Origin of the sequence: Thalassospira sp. MCCC 1A01148 (assembly GCF_001613795.1) — a bacterium.
GTDB lineage: Bacteria > Pseudomonadota > Alphaproteobacteria > Rhodospirillales > Thalassospiraceae > Thalassospira.
This window is the reverse complement of sequence record NZ_LPVZ01000020.1, coordinates 1,141,343-1,161,380: the sequence shown is the minus strand read 5'-3', so window position 1 is coordinate 1,161,380 and position 20,038 is coordinate 1,141,343. Positions and strand designations below refer to the sequence as shown.

Annotated in this window: 18 protein-coding genes; 11 read left to right on the top strand and 7 right to left on the bottom strand. The window is 55.8% G+C overall.

The features are described 5' to 3' along the window. The first annotated feature begins 155 nt into the window (after positions 1 to 155). The 3 genes from AUQ43_RS14740 to AUQ43_RS14730 are packed head-to-tail and all read left to right on the top strand — an operon-like array spanning position 156 to position 2,607. Entirely contained in the window at positions 156 to 1,013 is an 858-nt protein-coding gene (locus tag AUQ43_RS14740) for an ABC transporter permease (RefSeq protein WP_062956960.1), read from the top strand. A 2-nt stretch (positions 1,014 to 1,015) separates the two neighbouring features. Next, entirely contained in the window at positions 1,016 to 1,852 is an 837-nt protein-coding gene (locus AUQ43_RS14735) for an ABC transporter permease (RefSeq protein ID WP_062956959.1), read from the top strand. Further along, entirely contained in the window at positions 1,849 to 2,607 is a 759-nt protein-coding gene (locus tag AUQ43_RS14730) for an aspartate/glutamate racemase family protein (protein ID WP_062956958.1), read from the top strand. The genes AUQ43_RS14735 and AUQ43_RS14730 overlap by 4 nt, the downstream gene beginning before the upstream one ends. Before the next feature lie 32 nt (positions 2,608 to 2,639). Here AUQ43_RS14730 and AUQ43_RS14725 read toward each other — a convergent pair whose 3' ends face one another. After that, positions 2,640 to 3,311 carry a FadR/GntR family transcriptional regulator gene (locus AUQ43_RS14725; protein WP_062956957.1) on the bottom strand — a complete coding sequence of 224 codons (672 nt, stop codon included), beginning with the start codon at positions 3,309 to 3,311 and terminating at the stop codon, positions 2,640 to 2,642. 113 nt (positions 3,312 to 3,424) lie between these two features. Next, the gene (locus AUQ43_RS14720) at positions 3,425 to 4,258 is read right to left on the bottom strand and encodes a sulfite exporter TauE/SafE family protein (RefSeq protein ID WP_062956956.1); all 834 of its coding nucleotides are present in this window, start codon (positions 4,256 to 4,258) and stop codon (positions 3,425 to 3,427) included. Positions 4,259 to 4,469: 211 nt separating this feature from the next. Here AUQ43_RS14720 and AUQ43_RS14715 point away from each other — a divergent pair, with 211 nt between their 5' ends. The 4 genes from AUQ43_RS14715 to AUQ43_RS14700 are packed head-to-tail and all read left to right on the top strand — an operon-like array spanning position 4,470 to position 9,109. Next, positions 4,470 to 5,414 (top strand): tripartite tricarboxylate transporter substrate binding protein, encoded by a 945-nt coding sequence (locus AUQ43_RS14715; protein ID WP_062956955.1) that lies wholly within the window; start codon positions 4,470 to 4,472, stop codon positions 5,412 to 5,414. After that, positions 5,411 to 5,962, top strand: coding sequence for a tripartite tricarboxylate transporter TctB family protein (locus tag AUQ43_RS14710; protein ID WP_062956954.1), 552 nt, complete (start codon positions 5,411 to 5,413; stop codon positions 5,960 to 5,962). Before AUQ43_RS14715 ends, AUQ43_RS14710 begins: the two co-directional genes overlap by 4 nt. Before the next feature lie 15 nt (positions 5,963 to 5,977). After that, positions 5,978 to 7,501, top strand: coding sequence for a tripartite tricarboxylate transporter permease (locus AUQ43_RS14705; RefSeq protein WP_062956953.1), 1,524 nt, complete (start codon positions 5,978 to 5,980; stop codon positions 7,499 to 7,501). Positions 7,502 to 7,510: 9 nt separating this feature from the next. Next, on the top strand, positions 7,511 to 9,109 hold the full coding sequence (locus AUQ43_RS14700; RefSeq protein ID WP_062956952.1) for a gamma-glutamyltransferase family protein: 1,599 nt from the start codon (positions 7,511 to 7,513) through the stop codon (positions 9,107 to 9,109). 149 nt (positions 9,110 to 9,258) lie between these two features. Here AUQ43_RS14700 and AUQ43_RS14695 read toward each other — a convergent pair whose 3' ends face one another. Beyond that, a complete protein-coding gene (locus AUQ43_RS14695) occupies positions 9,259 to 9,798 on the bottom strand; it encodes a YHS domain-containing (seleno)protein (RefSeq protein ID WP_062956951.1) in 540 nt (179 codons plus the stop codon). 118 nt (positions 9,799 to 9,916) lie between these two features. Between AUQ43_RS14695 and AUQ43_RS14690 the strand changes: the two genes are divergently transcribed. The 4 genes from AUQ43_RS14690 to AUQ43_RS14675 all read left to right on the top strand — a co-directional run bounded on the left by AUQ43_RS14690 (position 9,917) and on the right by AUQ43_RS14675 (position 15,595). Continuing rightward, entirely contained in the window at positions 9,917 to 10,810 is an 894-nt protein-coding gene (locus AUQ43_RS14690; protein WP_062957344.1) for an AraC family transcriptional regulator, read from the top strand. A gap of 260 nt (positions 10,811 to 11,070) precedes the next feature. Continuing rightward, the gene (locus AUQ43_RS14685) at positions 11,071 to 12,804 is read left to right on the top strand and encodes a glucan biosynthesis protein (protein ID WP_232310692.1); all 1,734 of its coding nucleotides are present in this window, start codon (positions 11,071 to 11,073) and stop codon (positions 12,802 to 12,804) included. A gap of 56 nt (positions 12,805 to 12,860) precedes the next feature. Beyond that, a complete protein-coding gene (gene mdoH / locus AUQ43_RS14680) occupies positions 12,861 to 14,978 on the top strand; it encodes a glucans biosynthesis glucosyltransferase MdoH (RefSeq protein WP_062956949.1) in 2,118 nt (705 codons plus the stop codon). 137 nt (positions 14,979 to 15,115) lie between these two features. After that, positions 15,116 to 15,595 (top strand): hypothetical protein, encoded by a 480-nt coding sequence (locus tag AUQ43_RS14675; RefSeq protein WP_062956948.1) that lies wholly within the window; start codon positions 15,116 to 15,118, stop codon positions 15,593 to 15,595. 271 nt (positions 15,596 to 15,866) lie between these two features. Here AUQ43_RS14675 and AUQ43_RS14670 read toward each other — a convergent pair whose 3' ends face one another. The 4 genes from AUQ43_RS14670 to AUQ43_RS14655 all read right to left on the bottom strand — a co-directional run bounded on the left by AUQ43_RS14670 (position 15,867) and on the right by AUQ43_RS14655 (position 20,028). Then, the gene (locus AUQ43_RS14670; RefSeq protein WP_062956947.1) at positions 15,867 to 16,760 is read right to left on the bottom strand and encodes an NAD(P)-dependent oxidoreductase; all 894 of its coding nucleotides are present in this window, start codon (positions 16,758 to 16,760) and stop codon (positions 15,867 to 15,869) included. Positions 16,761 to 16,782: 22 nt separating this feature from the next. Next, a complete protein-coding gene (locus tag AUQ43_RS14665; RefSeq protein ID WP_062956946.1) occupies positions 16,783 to 17,589 on the bottom strand; it encodes an enoyl-CoA hydratase/isomerase family protein in 807 nt (268 codons plus the stop codon). A 68-nt stretch (positions 17,590 to 17,657) separates the two neighbouring features. Beyond that, complete coding sequence (locus tag AUQ43_RS14660) at positions 17,658 to 18,188, bottom strand: acyl-CoA thioesterase (protein WP_062956945.1); 531 nt, start codon at positions 18,186 to 18,188, stop codon at positions 17,658 to 17,660. Between the two features lie 55 nt (positions 18,189 to 18,243). After that, a complete protein-coding gene (locus AUQ43_RS14655; protein WP_062956944.1) occupies positions 18,244 to 20,028 on the bottom strand; it encodes an acyl-CoA dehydrogenase C-terminal domain-containing protein in 1,785 nt (594 codons plus the stop codon). Between the last annotated feature and the right edge of the window lie 10 nt (positions 20,029 to 20,038).

Sequence of the window (20,038 nt, the reverse complement as noted above, 5' to 3'; positions counted from 1 at the left end):
ACGGATGTTGGGTGGGCGCGGCTTTGGCCGCGCCCGTCATCCCGGTTTGATATTGCTTTTATTTTCCGGTGCCGGGCCGGGCTTTCTTATTCGTTTTTGCCTTTGGGTTTTCGTTTTTACTTTTCGGTTTTCTGGCAGGGTTTCAAGGACAGAGCATGGCTTCTGATACGTCAAAAAGATCGTCCTATTTCCTGATCTCGCCGATGGCGCTGATCTTTGCGGTGTTTCTTGTCATCCCGCTTCTGACCATTGTTGTGGTCAGTTTCTGGGACTATGACGAATACCGCATTCTGCCGGACTTTATTTTCGAGAATTACGAATATCTGCTGGGTTCCTCAGTCACGTGGAGCATCTATCTCAACACCCTGAAATACGCTGTTCTGACCTGGTTCTTTACCCTGGTGATCGGGTTTACAGTGGCCTATTTCCTGGCGTTTCACGTGCGCAGCCTGACCTGGCAGATCGTCTTCTTTATGTTGTGCACCATTCCGTTCTGGACCTCGAACATCATTCGCATGATTTCGTGGATCCCGTTCCTTGGGCGTAACGGGCTTTTGAACTCTGCCCTGATCAATCTGGGGATTGTTGATCAACCGCTTGAATTCCTGCTGTTTTCCGATTTCGCAGTCGTTCTGGCAGATGTGCATTTGTATGCACTGTTCATGGTGGTGCCGATCTTCAATTCCATGATGCGGATCGACCGATCATTGGTGGAGGCCGCGCGCGATGCCGGGGCCAGCGGGTTTGAAACCCTTAAATCCGTCATCGTGCCGTTGTCCAAACCGGGCATAGCCATCGGGTCGATCTTTGTCATTACGGTGGTGATGGGTGATTTCATCACGGTCCGTTTGATGAGTGGCGGGCAGAGTGCTTCGGTCGGTTTGCAGATTTCCAATGAAATCGGGCTTCTGCAATATCCGGCGGCAGCCGCCAGTGCGGTGGTGCTTCTGATCACGGTTTTGCTGATCGTGACCGCACTGTTGCGTCTTGTTGATATCCGCAAGGAGCTGTGATCATGGCATTGTTTTCCAAAACCCGTGAGCGCCGTCCGACCAGCTTCTATTTCCTTGCGGCCTTCTTTGCGCTGTTCGTGCTGTTTCTTTACGGTCCGATGCTGACGATTTTCATTCTGTCCTTCCAGGGCGAGAATGGCGGTTTGACCTTCCCGATGAACGGTTTTTCGTTCCACTGGTTTGGCAATCTGTTTGAACAACAGGCGGTGGGTGATTTTGGTGGATCGTTCAGCAGGTCCCTTAAGCTTGGCCTGATTGTCATGGTGGTGACGGTGGTCGTATCCTTCATGGCCGGTCTTGCCTTCCGCAAGCGGTTTCGGGGCGACAGCGTGATCTTTTATCTGGCGATTGCCAGTCTGATCGTGCCGTCCATCCTGATTTCGCTGGGGATTGGTCTGCTGTTCAATATTGTTGAATGGCAACCGCAATGGTTTACCTCGGCCCTTGGGGCACATCTGACATGGACGTTCCCGTTCGGGCTTTTGATCATGTTTGCGGTGTTTAACCGGTTTGATCCGTCCTTTGAGGAAGCCGCACGCGATCTGGGCGCAAGCAACTGGCAAACCATTCAATATGTTGTGTTGCCGATGGTGGGTCCAAGCCTGATCGGGGTTGCGATGTTCTCGTTCACCCTGTCTTACGATGAATTTGCCCGAACTTTGATGACGGCGGGCGCGCTTAATACGCTGCCGCTTGAGATTTATGGCATGACAACCAACGTCACCACACCGGTGCTTTATGCACTGGGCACGGTAACCACCGGCTTCTCTTTCCTGGTGATTGCACTGGCATTGGGCACGGTTGCGATCATGCGCCGTCGCAAAGGACAAAAAGCATGAGCCGCATCGCCGTTATCAACCCCAACCTGTCGACCGGCTTTACCAAAAAGGTTGGGTCGCAGGCCCGGAACATCGTGGGCGCATCAACCGAGGTTCTTGCCCTTAACCCGCGTTTCGGGCCCGACAGTATCGAAGGCTATTACGACGAAGCCTTTGCCAGTGTCGGCTTGTTGTCGGTTATTCGCGAACTTGAAGCTGCACCTGAACAGCACACCGATCCGATTGGCGGTTATGTTGTGGCGTGTTTTGATGATACCGGCGTGGATGCCGCCCGCTGCATGACGACGGCGCCTGTTCTGGGGCTTTGTGAGGCCGCAATGCGGATGGCGGCTGCGGTTTCATCGCGCTTTGCGATTGTGACCCCGATGGCGGTTTCGGTTCGACCGCTGGAGCATCTGGTGGCGAAGTATGGGGCGTCTTCGCAATGTGTGGTCCGTGCAGCTGGCGTTCGGACCCTTGATTTCGAGGGCGCCAATGCCAAAAGCGCGTACGCAGCCCTTAAAAAGCAGGCAGAGATTTGCCTTGCGGATGATTATGCCGAGGCGATTGTTCTGGGATGTGCGGGCATGACCGACATTGCCAACCGTCTACAGGAAGAACTTGGGATACCGGTAATTGACGGGGTCAGTGCGGCGGTCAAGATGATCGAGGCGATGGCGTTTCTGGGGCTTCGCACCAGCAAAGCCGGGGCCTATGCCAAGCCGCCAATCAAGGCCTATCACGGCATGTTTGCGGAATTTATGCCGCAGGGCTGATCATCAGGCGATCAACAGGCCCGGCAATCAGGTCAGGTTTGTTTAAGCGCATGTTCCACTTCCGACAGGTGGCGGCGCATGGCGTCTTCGGCGCGTTTGGGGTCGCGTTGCTCGATCGCGTTGATGATGTCGCGATGCTGGGCACTTAATTCTTCGATCAATGTATCTGAATGGCTGCTCTCGCGCAGGCGGGCCCAGGCAGCTTCGCGGCGCACCGCATTGACGGCTTCAAACACCGCCAGAAACAGGGTGTTCTTGACTGATTCGGCCAGTCGCTGATGAAAGGCCGCATCCCATTTTTCATATTCGGCCTGTGTGGTGGCGCTGGCGGCCTTTTCGACCATGCTGCGCATCGCATCAATATCGCCCTGTGAGGCGCGAAGGGCTGCGAACCGGGCCATGGATGGTTCGATTTCCTGGCGGACTTCCATGATTTCGAACGGGCTGGTTTTGGTGGCCAGCCCTTCAAGCTTGCGCAGACGCGGGGTCGGCGGGGTGCCAACAAAGGTACCCTGACCCTGACGACGCCAAATCAGACCTTCACTTTCAAGCTGATCAAGGGCCTTGCGCAGGGCACGGCGACCGACATCAAGTTGTTCGGCGAGTGCGCGTTCCGCAATGACCCGACCATCCTTGACGAACGCGCCATCGGCAAATCCCGCCTTGAGCTTGTCCGCCAGTGTCTGTGTGGCGATTTCATTCATGGTTGTTCTGCACCTTTATGGCGTTTCACCTTGCGAACCAATCTGCACCTATTGTTATAAGCTCTTGGTTTATCAAACAACAGGCCCAATCCATTCAGGCTTGATTGCAGTTTCTAGCTCAGCAGATCGTAGAACATCCGAAGCGATGTGATCGCCAAAAACAAACCAAAGCACATGCGCAAGGCCCGGCGCGGAATGCTGTGGGCGATGCGTGCGCCGATCGGGGCGCACAATACGGTCATCGGGATCAACAGTGCTGCAGCAAGAACATTGACATAACCGATTGAAAAAGGCGGGCGACCATCAACGCCGATCCCCGACATGGCGTAACCAATGGTGCCGGGCAGCGCAATGATCAGACCGATTGCCGCTGCTGTGCCAACCGCGCGTCGAATGTCATAACCAAGGAAGTTCAGGACCGGCACGCAAATGGTGCCGCCGCCAATCCCCATCATGGCTGACAGGCTGCCGGCAATCACCCCGAGCATGGCCCAAACCGATTTCGGCGGATTTTTGGTTTCGTTGGTTTCGCGATCCTTTACCAGGATCATGTTGCCAGCCACGATCAGGGCGACCACGGCAAACACGATGGTCAGAACCCGGCCATCTGCCAATCCGCCAATCGCGGTGCCAAGGATCACGCCGACAATGATTGCCGGACCCCAGTGTTTGAGAAGTGCTGTATCAACCGAGCCTTTTTTATAGTGGCTGCGTGTTGATGAAATCGCGGTGGCAATGATTGTGGTGAGCGACGTCGCAACGGCCACCTGCATGCGCAAGCTTTCGTCCACACCCATGGTGGTGAGAAAGTGATACAGCACCGGGACAATGACGATCCCGCCACCGACACCCAGAAGTCCGGCCATGATGCCACCCAAAACGCCTGCGAACAGCATTGCTGCCCCCCAGACCAAATACAGGCTCATGGTGCCTTCTATTTCAATCATCGAAACCAATCCAAACCAATTTTGATATCAATTTATCAGTGGTACTATCCATTTTTGATCGTTTTGTGCAACAAAATCCTTGTTTTCCGGTAAATATAATTTTGCGCTTGCGAAATTGGTTTGCGAATGCCAACAATGTGTCGACAATTTGATTGAACCAAAGTAGTAATGGTTCAACGATCTTCAGGAATGTTATCAGGAGGCAAGACACATGTTCCGCAAGATTGCTGTTGCTGCCGGCTTGATGGCCGCGGCCATTGCAGGCCCGGCGCAAGCGCAGGACTATCCAGAAAAGCCGATCGAATTCATCGTCCCTTGGGGCCCGGGTGGCGGCAGTGACACGCTGATGCGTATTGTTGCCCAGGGTCTGGCCGACGAAACCGGCAAAGCCGTCCCGGTCATCAACATGCCCGGTGTTGGTGGCAATGTGGGTCTGGCCGAATTCGCCAAGCGTCCGGCCGATGGCTATACTGTTTCGCAGATTCATGAAGGTCTTCTGATTTCCAACGGGACGGGCATTACCGACCTGAACTGGGACAGCTTCATGCCGATCGCGCTGGTGACCTCGTCACCGCAGTATCTGACGCTTTCGAAGAACGACAATTTCTCGAACTTTGAGGAAATGGTTGCCTACGCCAAAGAAAACCCGGGTGCCGTGCGTGCCGGTGTGACCCTTGCAGGCGTGCCGCATCTTCACATGGCGATGATCGAAGACGCCTTTGATATTGAATTCTCCTATGTTGGATATGAAGGCACCGGTCAGCGTATTCGTGCGCTGGTTGGCGGCAATATCGACGTTGCCATCGGTGACGTTTCCTCGGCTGGTCAGTTTGTTGAAAACGGTGATCTGGTCTTTGCTGCGGTTGGTATGCCCGAGCGCACCGAAGAAGCCCCGGACGTTCCGACCTTTGGCGAGCTGGGCCACGATCTTGATCTGGCGGTAACCCGTGGTGTTGTTCTGCCGAAGGGAACGCCGCAGGAAATTGCAGATGCCCTTGAAGCGCATCTCGAAAAGGTCATGCAGCGCGAAGACGTCCGCAGCAAGGTCACCAATGTTGGTTCTGCGCCGATGTTCCTTGGCCAGGAAGAATACAAGACCTATCTCGGCAAGTTGTCCGACACGGTCAACCGTCTGGTTGGCAAGCTCGAAGGATGACGACCCCGAACGGGAAATCAGCAGCAGCGGATGCATCGGCATCCGCTGCTTTGCGTGCAAAAACCGAAGTCGCACGGCTGATTTCATATATCGTTTTCGGACTTGGATCGGTTTATCTGTCGATCCGGGCGGGTGAATTGCCGACGTCACGGTGGGAGCCGCTGGGCGCAGGATCGTTCCCGAAGCTGGTTTTTGCGGTTCTGGCTGTCTTGTGCCTGATCGCATCTGTGCGTGCGGTTATTGATATCCGAAAGGCCGGTCAGCTTGATGGCCTTGCACATGCATTCGGTCAGTGGGTCAAGGCACGTCGCATTTCATTTGCGATGTTTGGCTTGCTGGTTGTCTATCTGCTTGCACTGCCGGTTGCCGGGTTTTCTTTGGCAACTTTTGTCTTCCTGTTGATTACCCAGCTTCTGATTGCCGGTATTTCGAAAAAGACCCTCATACAGTCGATCATCGCCGCCCTGATTTTCTCGGTTGGTTTGAACATCCTGTTTGCCGAGGTCTTTAACGTGTTTCTTCCGCGTGGCGTACTGTTCGCGGCCTAAGTAAAGTTTACGATCATGTTGGACGCATTTATTTCCGGTGCCCATCAGGTGTTCGCCTTTGACACCTTGATCTACATGCTGATCGGTTCAATTGCCGGGATCGTGGCAGCTGCCATTCCGGGCTTTACCGTGACAATGGCGATTATCCTGACATTGCCACTGACCTTTGCGATGGATCCATTGCAAGGTGTTTCGGTGATGTTGTCGGTTTATGTCGGCGGTTATACCGGCGGGCTGATCAGTGCAGCCCTTCTGGGGATTCCCGGTACACCAAGTTCAGTCGCAACCACGTTTGATGCCTATCCGATGGCGCGCGGCGGTGAGCCGGGACGTGCGCTTTCGCTTGGTGTGTGGTCATCGTTCTTCGGGACGGTCATTTCCACCATTGTTCTGATTGTCGCTGCCCCGCCACTGGCGCTTTTGGCGGTCAAACTGGGGCCCTGGGAATATTTCTCTTTGATCGTGTTTGCGCTGACCATTGTCGCGAGCCTTGTGGGCAATTCGCTGATGCGCGGTTTGATTGCCGGGGTGATTGGTCTGGGCCTTGCGACCATCGGCCCGGATCCGATGATGGGACGCCCGCGTCTGACCTTTGACAGTGATCTTTTGATGCCGGGGCTGCCGTTCCTTGTTGTCCTGATCGGTATTTTTGCCATCAGCCAGTTGATGAGCGAAGTTGAGGATCACGGCAAAGGCAAGGGCAGTGACGCGCTTATTCCCGATGTCATCGAATTCAAGACATGGGCTGTCATGCGCGAAGTCCTGATGCGTCCGGTCAATCTTGTGCGTTCTTCGCTGATTGGTGTGTTTATCGGTGCGCTTCCGGGGGCTGGTGGCTCGATTGCGAACTTGCTGGCATATGATCAGGCCAAGCGTGGCTCCAAAAAACCCGAAGAATTCGGTAAAGGCACCCCCGATGGCGTGATCGCCTCCGAGGCCGGGAACTCTGCCACGGCCGGTGGTGGTCTTATTCCGATGATTGCGCTTGGTATTCCGGGCTCTGCAGTTGACGCCATCCTGATGGCGGCTTTGATGGTGCATGGCATTTCGGTTGGCCCGCGCCTGATCATGGACAATGCGGATCTGGCCTATGGCATGTTCGTTGCCATGGTTGTGGCGTCGCTCATGATGCTTGTGGTTTGTGTGCTGTCGATGCGTCTGTTCCTGCGCGTGACCGACATTCCCAAACAGTTCATTGTGCCGACCGTGATGATCTGTTGTGTGATCGGGGCCTTTGCGCTCAATAACCGGGTCACCGACCTTTATCTGCTTGGTGCGATTGGTCTTGTTGGTTATGGATTGAAGTCGCTTGATTACCCGCTCGCACCGCTGGTGCTCGGTGTGATCCTTGGTCCGATTGCCGAAACCAACCTGCGCCGCGCATTGATGAGCGATGCGGACTGGACGGTGTTCTTTACCCGTCCGATTTCGGCCGTTTTGCTGGCGGCTGCCCTTCTTTCAGTCATCTTCAGTGTGCGTTCGGTGCTGAAGATGCGCAAAAAAGACCGTCCTGCCACCGATGAACAAGACGGCGATTAGGAGACACCCATGAAACTTCGTCACGACGCGCTTTATGCCTCACGCCGCTCCCCGGTGCTGGCGCGCAATATGGTTTCAACATCCCAACCGCTTGCCGCCCAGGCAGGCTTGCGCATGTTGCTGGCGGGCGGCAATGCCGCCGACGCGGCGCTTGCATCGGCGATTGCGCTCACCGTGGTCGAGCCGACCGGAAACGGACTTGGATCTGATGCCTATGCCATCATCTGGGATGGCAAGGAACTGCATGGTCTGAATGCATCGGGCCGTGCGCCAGCTGACTGGAGCCCGGAACGCTTTGCCGGAGCTGATGCCATGCCACAGCGTGGCTGGGAAGCTGTCACCACGCCGGGTGCTGTATCCGCGTGGCAGGAAATCTCCGCCAAGTTTGGCAAGCTTCCGTTCGAAAAACTGTTCGAACCGGCCATCGAATATGCGACCCGCGGTTTTGCCGTATCGCCAATCATCGCCACCCTTTGGGAAAAGGGCGGTGATTTGCTTGGCAAACAGCCGGGCTTTGCCGAGGCGTTCCTGCCGGGCGGCAAGGCGCCCAAGGCGGGCGAGCTGTTTGTGAATAAGGCCGCAGCCGAAAGCCTGATCGATATTGCCGAAACCAAGGGCGAGAGTTTCTATCGCGGCAAACTGGCAGGCAAGATTGCCGCCTTTGCCAAGGAACATGGCGCGGCCCTGTCGGAAGAGGACCTTGGAAATCACAAGGCCGACTGGGTGGGCACGATTTCGCAAAGCTTTGGCAATGTGAAGCTGCATGAAATCCCGCCAAACGGCCAGGGCATTTCGGCGCTGATCGCGCTGGGTATTCTGCGCCATACCAACATTACCGATTATGAACCGGATTCGGTCGAGGCACTTCATCTTGAGATCGAGGCCATGAAACTGGCCTTTGCCGATATGCGCGAATATGTCGCCGATCTGGATTACATGACCGATGTCACGGTCGAGCATCTGCTGTCTGATGATTATCTGAAATCCCGCGCGGCATTGATTGATGCCAACAAGGCACAGGATTTCAAGGCCGGTGCCCCCAAACATGGCGGCACGGTCTATGTCAGTGCGGCGGATGAAAACGGCATGATGGTGTCATTCATCCAGTCGAACTATATGGGCTTTGGCTCTGGCGTTGTGGTGCCGGGTACCTCGATCAGTCTGCAGAACCGTGGTCACGGCTTTAGCCTGAAAGACGGTCACCCCAATCTGGTCAAGGGCGGCAAGCGTCCGTTCCAGACGATCATTCCAGCCTTCCTGATGGGTCTGGATGGCAATCCGGTCATGAGCTTTGGCGTCATGGGTGGCCCGATGCAGGCACAGGGACATTTGCAGATGACACTGCGCACCCAGCTTTGGGGGCAGGATCCGCAAACCGCGGCTGATGCACCGCGCTGGCAGGCGCTTTCGGGGCTGAATGTTGCCGTGGAAACCTCGGTCGGTGCGGATGTCATTGAGGCGCTTAAGGCCAAGGGCCATGCGATCAAGGTCGAGACGCCTGACAGCACCAATTTCGGATTTGGCGGCGCGCAGCTGATTGCCAAAACCGATGCCGGGTACGTTGCCGGCTCGGACCCGCGCAAGGATGGTTGTGCTGTCGGATACTGACGGGTTTGCTTTCAGATCGGCATTCGCAGTCATCTGAAACAAGATATGGCCGGTCCACTTTTGTGGACCGGCCATTTCCTTACCGGGCAACAGGGAGCCAGAGAGGAACCCGGATAGAACAACCGGAATAGAATAACCCAGGGGCCGGGTTATTGTGCGCCGATGGTCAGACCTTTGGGGGCCATTTTTTCGTCGGCCAGTTTGGCGTCTTCGATCGTCTCGATGATTTCCCAGTTGTGGTCGGCACCACGGATGAAGCCCGGGATATCAGCAATCCAACGTTTCTGGATTTCCTTGTTCAAGTTCAGATAAAGCTTGTCGTCAACGATACGCCATGCCTGCGGATCGGCGCCGAATTTACGGCCCATTGCCGCACCAAAGGCGCAGAACCCGCCATACTGTGGTGCGTATTTTTCCGGGTCGGCGTTAAACAGGTCGCGGTTTTCAGCGCTGGCAAAGCGATAGGTCGCGCCGCCATGCTCTGCCTTGAATTCGGAGTTGCCCGGGGTCGGGGCACCAACGGTAAAGTAGGCAACCGGGTCAAAACCCTGCAGGGCGTAGCCATCAACAATGTTGACTTCCTGAGCAGCCGTTGCCGGTGCGGTGGTCGCAACAATGGTGCCGACTGCAGAAATACCCAGGACAGCGGCCAGGGCGGCGGAATGCAAGAAGCTAGAACGTTTGGTCATTTTTTCATCTCCTTCACGGGGTGATCACCGGGTGTTTACTGGCAGGCGATCACGGAACTGGTTCATCAAGAGGGCGTCTTGAAATCTGAAAACAGCCTATCGCCGGAGAAGTGACTTGTTGTCTGAGGAAGCACGCAATTCGTCTGAGAAGGATGTTCTGTCCGATCTGTTTGCCGGAAACCATCCGCGTGGCGATGTGATTTTTGCCGGAACCCATTGCGGCAGCAGTCATCATCAGGGAAGACCGGACCTGCCATCCCAGCAGCAAGGGATGCTGCATGTGTTGCAACATGGCAGCATGCGCGTTCTGTTTGACGGGGGTAAGACGGTTGTTCTTGATCGACCGGGTGTTGTCCTGTTTGGCTGTCCTGTGCCCCATGATATCGACACGCCCGAGCGTGGCGCGGAAGTGGTCTGTGCCAATCTGGATTTTCCCGATGCGGGTCTTGGCCCGGCCAAGCTCGGCCTGCCGGAATATCTTGTCCTGCCCTTTGACGAGATCCCCGGGCTTGAGGCCATCACCGGTCAGCTGTTTTCGGAATCACAGGGCGCGCAGCCCGGACACCGAACGGCAATCAATCTTTTGGTCGATTTGCTGTTGCTGATGGTGTTGCGCCATTGTCAGGCGCAGAACCTTGTGCGGCCTGGCATTCTTGCAGCACTTCGCGACCCGCGCATTGCACGGGTTGTGGGTGAACTTCATCAGAATCCCGGCGAAAATTGGTCGGTTGAAAGACAGGCGGAAACGGCAGGCATGTCGCGGGCGAGTTTTGCCGCCCGGTTTCGCGAATTGCTGGGCACGTCGCCCGGTGATTTCTTGCAAACCATTCGCCTTGATATGGCGTTTGGTTTGCTGCGCGAAGGCGAAAGACTGCAGGCGGTGGCAGGTCAGGTCGGTTATCGCAGTACAACCGCACTTGCCCGCGCCATCCAGCAGCGCCACAACATGACACCGCGTGAATTGCACGCCGATTCCAGCGCGGAAAACAGCGCGCTTCAATCTGCAATCTGACAAACGGATTTGCGGTTCCGTCAAGCGGATCGTTAGTGCGTTTTGTGGTTGCTGCCCATGCAAAAATGACGCTTTGCCAATGACATGTCCGGGATTAAAGCAATCCTTTTGGGCAAATGATCGGTTGTGGCTTTGCGGATTCTTACCCTGATCAGGACACATTCCTGCCCAGTTTCCTGTGCACAACGACAACCAATAAGTTCGGAAAAATCCAACGGTTGGTAGCATATACGAGTATGACGCAGCATTTTCAGCAGCATATGACGCTGCCCCTTCGGCGTGTTCTTGCAGGTGCGATCGCATCCGCGATGTTCATGGTCGCAGGGATGGCATCGATCCATGCACAGGAAAATGAATCCGCCCCGGCAGAGCAAAATGCCGAGACGTCGAAACCTGCGTCAACACCTGCGCCAACAACAGTCGTCCCGTCCGAACAAACGGCATCAGGCGATCAGCCTGAGCAGGTAGAAACGCCACCAGAAAACGCGGCTGAGGAAGCCACCTCGTCCGAGGCACCAAAACAATCCAATATTTCCAAACCCGTGATGTTTGATCCGGCGATGGTGACCGATCTTGCGCGGAATCTGGCTGCACAGCCGTTCGAAAACCCGCATCGTGAACTGCCCGAAGCCCTTTCGACGCTTAGTGCAGAGGAATACGCACAGATCCGTTTCAAGTCCAAGCGCGCCTTCTTTAACCCGGCCGAGACCGATTTCAGTCTGGAGCTGTTTCACCCGGGGACCATGTATGATGTTCCGGTGACCATCAATCTGGTGCGTGACGGCGAAGTTCAGGTCATTCCGTTTTCCGTAGGACTGTTTGATTTCGGCACTACGGGCCTTTCGGGCAATGATTTCACCACGCAGAATTATGCCGGATTTCGTCTTCGTTATCCGTTATCAGACGTCACCAGCAATGATGAACTGACGCGTTTCCTTGGCGCGTCCTATTTCCGCCTGCAGGGGCAGGGCCAGTCGATTGGCCAGATGGCGCGGGGTCTTGCGGTCGATCTTGCCGGTCCGACCGGCGAGGAAATTCCGGTCTTCCGGGAATTCTGGATCGTCGAGCCAACGGATGGTGCCGACACGATTACGGTTTATGCGCTGTTGGATAGCGAGCGCGTCACAGGTGCTTATCGGTTTGAGATTGCGCCTGGTACGCGCAGTCAGGCCGACATCAAGGCCCATCTGTTTTTCCGCGACGGAGTCGAAAAGATCGGTATTGCGCCGCTGAATGGCATGTTCCTGTTTGGCGAACAGCGTCGCCGGTTTTTTGATGACTATCGCGGCGAAGTGCATTCCAGCGACGGGCTTTTGATCCATAACGGGCGCGGCGAATGGCTTTGGCGTCCGCTTGAAAACCCCGAGCATCTGCAAATAAGCGCGTTTTTGGACGAAAACCCCACCGGCTTTGGTCTTTTGCAGCGTGATCGCAACTTTGATCATTATCAGGATCTGGAACGGCGCTTTGACCAGCAGCCGGGCTATTGGGTGACGCCAAAGGGCAAATGGGGCAAGGGCCATATCGAACTGGTCGAAATCCCGAGCCCGTCGGAAACCAACGACAATATCGTGGCTTATTGGGTGCCTGAAACCAAACCGGCGGCCGGTGGCGAAATGCAGCTTGAATACAGTGTCACCGCGACCCGCGATGGCACCGGTTTGCATGGCATGGCACAGGCTATCGATACCCGCATTCAACGACTTGCGCCCCAAGATGATGACGATCAGGCGGGGACGCGATTTGTTTTGAACTTTGCCGGTGGCGATCTGGATTACTTCATCAAGGATGCCAAAAAACTGCGCGCTGATATCAGCGCATCCGAGGGTGAAGTCCGCAATATCCGCATCATGCCCGATCCGGAAAATGGCGGGGTGCGCGTGATCTTTGATCTGTTCAATACCAGTGATGCGACGTCAAGCAACCTTCGGGCCTTCATCCTTTATCAGGACACGGTCCTGAGCGAGACCTGGACCATGCCGTGGGCCTTTTGATCCCTGTGGATCAGGCACCGCGCATTGCCAGAAACAGATAACCCCGGACAAGCCAGATGACAGAAGCCGCCAACACCCCAGCCAAAGGAACTGCGCCCGCAGACGGGTTTGATGACGCGTTTTGTGATCCGACGGTGAAACTGCGTGGGCCCGGCGTCGGGGCGCGACGTTTCTTCCTGTTTGGTGCATCAATTGCGGCGACAGCCTATGCGGCGTGGTTGATGACCGATGTTCTGGGTGCGGATCAGCTGACCATCATGGAAATGGTGGTGGTGGCGTTCTTTGCCATCAACTTCGCCTGGATTTCGCTGTCCTTCTTTACCGGGATTGTCGGACTGGTTTTGCGTGGACTTAAACTTGATGCGATCACGCTCAAACGGCTTAAACCCATTGTGCGCAAGGGTCGTTTGCGATCGAAGAACGTTGTGGTGATCCCGGTTTATAACGAAGATCCCAACCGCGTCTTTGCCGGATTGCGTGCAAGCTATGAAAGTCTGGTCGCAACCGGCGAGCTTGATGCATTTCATTTCTTTGTCCTGTCAGACACGCGCGATCCAGACATCTGGATTGCCGAGGAAATGGCATGGGCCAAGGCGTGTTCGGATCTGAATGCACGGGGCAAGATTTTCTTCCGCCGCCGGGCTGAGAACACCGAACGCAAGTCCGGCAACCTCAAGGAATTCTGCGAGACCTATGCGGCAAATTACGATCACATGATCGTCTTTGACGCCGACAGCGTCATGTCGGGCGAGGCCATGGTCAATATGGCCTATCTGATGGAAAACAACCCGGATGCCGGGATCATTCAAAGCCCGCCGCAGCCAACCGGTCGCCAGACCCTGTTTGCCCGCATTCTGCAGTTCATTTCGCGCGTGCATGGCCCGACCATGTCCGCGGGTCTGTCATTCTGGTGCATGGGCAGTTCGAACTATTGGGGCCATAACGCGATTATTCGCACCAAGGCGTTTATTGAATGCTGTGGCCTGCCGGTGCTTTCGGGCAAACCGCCGATGGGCGGACACATCCTGAGCCACGATTTCGTCGAGGCCGCCTTTATGCGCAAGGCCGGTTGGCGATGCTGGCTGATCCCGCAGCTTGAAGGCAGTTGGGAAGAATTGCCGCCCAACCTGATTGATTTTGCCATCCGTGACCGACGCTGGTGTCAGGGCAATATGCAACACGCGCGTCTGATGGTTGCGCCTGGTTTCAAGCCCCTTAGCCGCCTGCATTTCTTTATGGGGGTGATGAGCTTTGTGTCATCGCCGCTTTGGCTTTTGCTGTTGCTAAGCTCGACGATTGCGACACTTCAGAACACCCAGCTGACCTATAGCTTCTTCCCCGGTCAGTTCACCATGTTCCCGCAATGGCCGGTGGACCGGTCGTTTGAGATGCTGGTGTTGCTGGTCTTTACCATCGGCATGCTGGTTTTGCCCAAGATCATCTCGATCCTGATGGTGTGTCTGGGGCGTGATCGCAAGCAGTATGGCGGGGTGATGGTGCTGGCCAGTGGCATGCTTGAAACCCTGTATTCGGCGCTTCAGGCCCCGATCATGATGATGCTGCATTCGCAGTTCGTGTTTTCCGTCCTGACCGGTAATCAGGTCGGTTGGGATGCGCAGGAACGTGATGACGCCGGGGTGCCTTTCAAGGCTGCTCTTAAAACCCATCGCGCCATTATCATGCTTGGTCTGGTCTGGGGGGCGGTTGCTGTTTTTGTGGATACGGCATTCTTCTGGTGGCTGTCGCCCATTCTGGCGGGTCTGGTTCTGTCGCCCTGGCTGACCCATTATTCCAGCAGCCTTGCCATCGGGAAGGCGGCACGCCGGATGAAGCTTTTTGTAACCCCCGAAGAATATGACAGCCCCGAAGAGCTTCGCGCATTGGCCCGCATCAATGCCGAAAGCGGTGATGACGATGTCAAAGACGGGTTGCTGCGCCTGATCGAAGATCCCTACGCCAATGCGTTGCACTCGGCTTTGTTGCCGGTACGCAAGCCGGATGCGCGGACCGCGATCGAAATAGGGATCATCTATGAAAAGCTTGCGCGGCTTGGCGTTGAAAGCCTGACGCGTGATGAAAAACTCCTGATCCTGTCATGGCCGGTCAAACCGCTTGACCAGATCATGGCAGGGCGCGATCACGTGACGGTCAAGGACCCGAAACCGTCAAGATAGTGGGTTGTTTTAAAAAGATTTTGCACGCCACAAAAACGCCCAGTTTCAAGCAAATTATCCCGCGTTTTTTCAGCGATCCTTATCCTTAATCAATCGTTAAGTACTGCTGACTGTTCACCGCCCGGAGGGCCAAACGAATGACTGACATGACCGTTGCATCAAAGGGTTTCAGCTATGCTGCGTTTGAATCAGCGGCGATGACGCGCCTGATCGAGGATACGGCACATGCGTGGCTGCGCTCGTTTGGTGTCAGTGCCCTGCCGGCCAGTCAGCGCATGATCAACGCGCTTCGTCAGGCACTGGCAGAAGACAGCATTGCGGCCAATGATCGGGCCAGCATGCAGGACATTCTCGATCAAGCCGCCCATGACGCGATTGCCGGTTGGTTTGCAGAGGTCACGGGTGAACATGACTGCCATGGCTCAAACCGTTTTTCCATGCTGCGCTGCGCTTTTCTGTCGGCCAACCGTGATGGCATCTGGTCGGAACATTTCCTTGATACCAAACGCGACCACCGCGATCTTAGTATGGCGCTTTCGGTGCAGATGATGTTGCCGACACCAAGTCTTGTCGCTTGTGAAATGCCGCGTCAGTCACTGGAACGTCGCGCTTCCTGACCTCCGATAAATAACCATTCCTTCGCTTCACGCTTTTCCATCATTTCCCTCAATGTCTAGCGTCATCGCGAAGGCGGCACCGCCATTCTCCCCTGTGGCGGTGCCTTTATGTGTGCGGCATCCATGATGTTCGGGCAAAAAAGAACCCGCCACAAAGGGCGGGTTGAGTTCAGCGGGCGAGAGAGCCCGATTTCCAGTGCAGATCATCCACAGCCGTAAAATCAGGCCCCTACAAGACGCCGAGGCACACACTTCCCCGGCGCCATGACGGTCAGGCTGCTTTGTGAAAGCGGCCCAGTTTCGTAAGCAGTTTTGCAACCTGCGGATCGTTCTTTCCGTTGCGGTCAAGCTCAAGGAAGAAGTCCGGATAGGGTGGTTTGCCCGGTGTCAGGTTGTAGTGTTCGAAATCGCTGATGCCGATGGCCTCCAACACGCTTTCATCGGTAAAGAAGCCGCCCGTGACATCACGTGCGGGTGCGGTCAGGATCGTATGGGCCGCATCGGCCAGGATTTGTGGCGTGCGCGCCCGGCCCTGTTCAAGGCCGGGGATCATGTTTAGCGCTGCTGTTTCAATTACCGTGACGGGCCAAAGCGAATTGACGGCCACACCCTGATCAGCAAATTCCGCGGCCAGACCAAGGGTGATCAGGCTCATGCCGTATTTTGAAATCGTATAGGCCGTGTGATTGGCAAACCACTGCGGCGACAGGTTGGGCGGTGGTGACATGGTCAGGATGTGCGGATTGTCCGATTTCAGAAGGTGCGGCAGGCAGGCCTGTGCACAGGCAAAGCTCGCACGGGTATTGACCTGATGCATCAGGTCAAACCGCTTCATCGGGGTTTCCAGCGTCGGGGTCAGATTGATCGCGCTGGCATTGTTGATCAGGATATCGATCCCGCCAAACGTCTCCACGGTTTTGGCAACCGCCATGGCAATCTGGTCTTCATCGCGAATGTCGGTTTTAAGGGCCAGTGCCTTGCCACCAGCTTTCTCGATCTCGGCGGCTGCACTGTGGATGGTGCCGGGCAATTTCGGATGCGGTTGGTCGGTCTTGGCAATGATCGCGACATTGGCCCCATCGCGGGCCGCACGCAGGGCAATTTCCTTGCCGATGCCACGCGAAGCGCCGGTGATAAACAGTGTTTTGCCTTTAAGACTCGTCATCAAATTCTTCCCTGAATTCTTCTTATGGTTTGCCAAAACGTGGCGTGCGTTTTTCGACAAAGGCAGCGACACCTTCGCGGAAATCAGCACTCGTGGCGCAATCGCCAAATGATTTGGCTTCGGCTTTCAGTTGCGTTTGCAGATCGGCCTCGGGGGCGGCATTCAGCAATGCCTTGGTGCGCGCAATCGCATCGCGCGGGCCAGTAGCCAGTCGGGTGGCGTGTTTTGCGGTAACTGATGCCAGCAGATCGGCCGGGACGACCTTGTTGATCAGGCCGCAATCAAGGGCTTCATCTGCGCCAAACCGATCACCAAGCAGGGCGATTTCCTTGGCCTTTTTCATGCCGACCAATCGGGGGAGCGAATGGGTCGCACCGCCATCGGGTGAGGTGCCGATATGGATGTAGGCCAGCGTGAAAACGGTGTCTTCGGTGGCAATTGCCAAATCACAGGCATTCATCAGGCTGATGCCAAAACCGGCAACCGCCCCATCAAGTTTGGCAATCACCGGGCGGGGCAGGGCATTGATGCGCAAAACGATGTCATGAACCCGATCAATCAAGGCGTCGATCAGGGATCTGGCGTCTTCGACGGGGCCTTTTGACACCTGATGGAAGAACTTCACATCGCCACCGGCCATGAACGTGCCGCCTGATCCTTCGATGATGACAGCCCCGATATCGGAAATGTTGGCTTCGATCTTGTCCATGGCGGCAGACAATCCACTGACCATTGCCTGATCCAGGGCATTCATGCGATCCGGGCGGTTGAGCGTAATGGTTGCGACCGCATCGGTGATGTAGAGCAATACAGCGTCATCGGATGCCATGGTGTTTCCTCCTCTGCGGGTTTTCCGCCTTTGTCCCGGTTTTCCGGTTTTCCGGTTTCTGGTGTGTGTTAAATCGCCAATCGCGCTTCAATCGCGGTTTCCATATCGGGCCATCCGGCAAGCCAGTCGGGCATGGAAGGGGACGTTTCATCGGCGCCCACCATCCGACAGATAACGTCCGGCGCAACGATGCCATCAGGGCCGACAAAGACCGCCTTTACCACGCCAAGGGCCAGTGTTTTTCCGCGCGAGACAAAGCGTTGTTCAAGATAGAACCCCTTTTCATCCCAATAGAGCGCCTGCGTTTCGATGCTGAATTTCTGAAACGGTTTGATCGCGCGTTTGAAGCGCATGGTCGACCCTGACACGACCGGTTGCCATTTGCGTTTGATCATCTGTCTGGCAATGCCGTTGCGCATGATCAGTTCGGTTCGCCCCAGATCCATCAATGCGAAATAGCGTGAATTTGTCATATGCACATTGATATCGAGATCCAGCGGCCAGGCCCGGAAATGCAGGGTCGACGGATCAAGTGGATGCAGGCGGGGCCGCAACAGGGACAGGATCACCACGCGGATCAGTCGGAAAATCAGGTTCACGACAATGCTCCGTATCCGGGTGACGGGTCTTTATGCATGCGGCCCACAGCCATGATCAGAAAAGCTCCTCGTCCAGTTCCATCATGGTCGAGGATCCCGACATGATCTGACTGAACAGGGCACCTGATTGCGGAAGCACACGTTCCATATAGAACTTGGCCGTGATCAGCTTGCCCTTATAGAAACCGTCTTCGTCATCGCCCTGTTTGGCGAGTGCGATTTCCGCCATCCGGGCCCACATGAAGCCGACGGCAACCAGACCAAACAAACGTAGGAATTCCGTGGCGGCGGCACCGGCTTCATCGGGGTTTTTCATCCCGCGCTGGGCCAGTTCGCCAGTGGCCTGTTGCAGGCGCATGAAGGCCTTGGCAAGTGGCTGGACATATTCGCCAAGGTCGCCGTTCGAGACATTGGCTTCGATATATTCCTGCACGGGATGGAAGAAACGACGCAGATACCGCCCCGCCTTGGTCGGCATTTTACGGCCAACAAGGTCAAGCGCCTGAATGCCGTTGGTACCTTCGTAAATCTGGGCAATACGGGCATCACGGACATATTGTTCCATACCCCATTCGCGGATATAGCCGTGCCCGCCAAAGACCTGAACTCCAAGGTTGGTGTTGTCAAAGCCCCAGTCGGTGAACAGCGCCTTGACGATCGGGGTCATCAGCTGAACGAATTCGTCAGCCTCTTCGCGTTTGACCGGATCTTCGTGGTGTTTGGCAGTATCAAGTGCGCGTGCCACCCACATGCCCATCGCCCGGCAGCCTTCATTGGTGGCCTTTGCCGTCAGCAACATGCGCCGCACATCGGGATGAACGATGATGGAATCTGCAGGCTGGTTGGGGGATTTTGCCCCGGTTAGGGCACGGCCCTGCAGGCGGTCCTTGGCATAGGCACGCGCACCCTGATAGGCGGCTTCGCCAAGGCCAAGACCCTGAATACCAACCGAAAGGCGTTCCTGGTTCATCATGGTGAACATGGCGGGCATGCCCTGATGGGGTTCACCGACCAGATAGCCGACCGCGCCATCAAAGTTCATGACACAGGTCGATGATGCCTTGATGCCCATCTTGTGTTCAATGGAACCGCATTTGACCGCGTTGCGATCCCCAAGTGATCCGTCATCGCCCACCATGAATTTCGGGACAAGGAACAGCGAAATGCCCTTGGTGCCGCTTGGGGCGTCAGGCAGCTTGGCCAGAACCAGATGGATGATGTTTTCCGTCAGGTCATGTTCCCCGGCTGAGATGAAAATCTTGGTGCCGGAAATCGCATAGGACCCGTCATCAAGGGGGTCGGCCTTGGTCTTGATGATGCCAAGATCGGTACCGCAATGCGGTTCGGTCAGACACATGGTGCCCGACCAGGTGCCTTCGACCATCTTGGGCAGGAATTTGTCCTTGAGTTCGTCCGATGCGTGGCTGTGAAGGGCGGCATAGGCGCCAAAGGACAGACCCGGATACATGCCAAAGGACAGGTTGGTCGAACAGATCATTTCCTCGACCAGCGCATTGATGGATTTCGGCGCGCCCTGACCGCCATATTTCGGATCACAGGCAATCCCGGTCCAGCCACCTTCGGCAAAGGTCTGGTAGGCTTCCTTGAAGCCTTTGGGGGTTGTGACGACGCCGTCATCCCAAGCGCAGCCTTCCTCGTCGCCCGACCGGTTGATCGGGAACAGGACTTCTTCGCAGACCTTCGCGGCCTCTTCGAGAACGGCATCGACCACATCAGGCGTAAAATCCTCGCAACCGGGCATCTGGTTGATATCGCTGTAATCAAACAGCTCGGTCAGGACGAAGCGCATGTCGCGCAGGGGTGCTTTATATTCAGCCATTTTCTGTTTC

What these genes read in the sequence shown, in the direction of transcription:
- AUQ43_RS14740 (WP_062956960.1), top strand. Translation starts at nt 156, where the DNA reads ATGGCTTCTGATACGTCAAAAAGATCGTCCTATTTCCTGATCTCGCCG.
- AUQ43_RS14735 (WP_062956959.1), top strand. Translation starts at nt 1,016, where the DNA reads ATGGCATTGTTTTCCAAAACCCGTGAGCGCCGTCCGACCAGCTTCTAT.
- AUQ43_RS14730 (WP_062956958.1), top strand. Translation starts at nt 1,849, where the DNA reads ATGAGCCGCATCGCCGTTATCAACCCCAACCTGTCGACCGGCTTTACC.
- AUQ43_RS14725 (WP_062956957.1), bottom strand. Translation starts at nt 3,311, where the DNA reads ATGAATGAAATCGCCACACAGACACTGGCGGACAAGCTCAAGGCGGGA.
- AUQ43_RS14720 (WP_062956956.1), bottom strand. Translation starts at nt 4,258, where the DNA reads ATGATTGAAATAGAAGGCACCATGAGCCTGTATTTGGTCTGGGGGGCA.
- AUQ43_RS14715 (WP_062956955.1), top strand. Translation starts at nt 4,470, where the DNA reads ATGTTCCGCAAGATTGCTGTTGCTGCCGGCTTGATGGCCGCGGCCATT.
- AUQ43_RS14710 (WP_062956954.1), top strand. Translation starts at nt 5,411, where the DNA reads ATGACGACCCCGAACGGGAAATCAGCAGCAGCGGATGCATCGGCATCC.
- AUQ43_RS14705 (WP_062956953.1), top strand. Translation starts at nt 5,978, where the DNA reads ATGTTGGACGCATTTATTTCCGGTGCCCATCAGGTGTTCGCCTTTGAC.
- AUQ43_RS14700 (WP_062956952.1), top strand. Translation starts at nt 7,511, where the DNA reads ATGAAACTTCGTCACGACGCGCTTTATGCCTCACGCCGCTCCCCGGTG.
- AUQ43_RS14695 (WP_062956951.1), bottom strand. Translation starts at nt 9,798, where the DNA reads ATGACCAAACGTTCTAGCTTCTTGCATTCCGCCGCCCTGGCCGCTGTC.
- AUQ43_RS14685 (WP_232310692.1), top strand. Translation starts at nt 11,071, where the DNA reads ATGACGCTGCCCCTTCGGCGTGTTCTTGCAGGTGCGATCGCATCCGCG.
- mdoH (WP_062956949.1), top strand. Translation starts at nt 12,861, where the DNA reads ATGACAGAAGCCGCCAACACCCCAGCCAAAGGAACTGCGCCCGCAGAC.
- AUQ43_RS14675 (WP_062956948.1), top strand. Translation starts at nt 15,116, where the DNA reads ATGACTGACATGACCGTTGCATCAAAGGGTTTCAGCTATGCTGCGTTT.
- AUQ43_RS14670 (WP_062956947.1), bottom strand. Translation starts at nt 16,760, where the DNA reads ATGACGAGTCTTAAAGGCAAAACACTGTTTATCACCGGCGCTTCGCGT.
- AUQ43_RS14665 (WP_062956946.1), bottom strand. Translation starts at nt 17,589, where the DNA reads ATGGCATCCGATGACGCTGTATTGCTCTACATCACCGATGCGGTCGCA.
- AUQ43_RS14655 (WP_062956944.1), bottom strand. Translation starts at nt 20,028, where the DNA reads ATGGCTGAATATAAAGCACCCCTGCGCGACATGCGCTTCGTCCTGACC.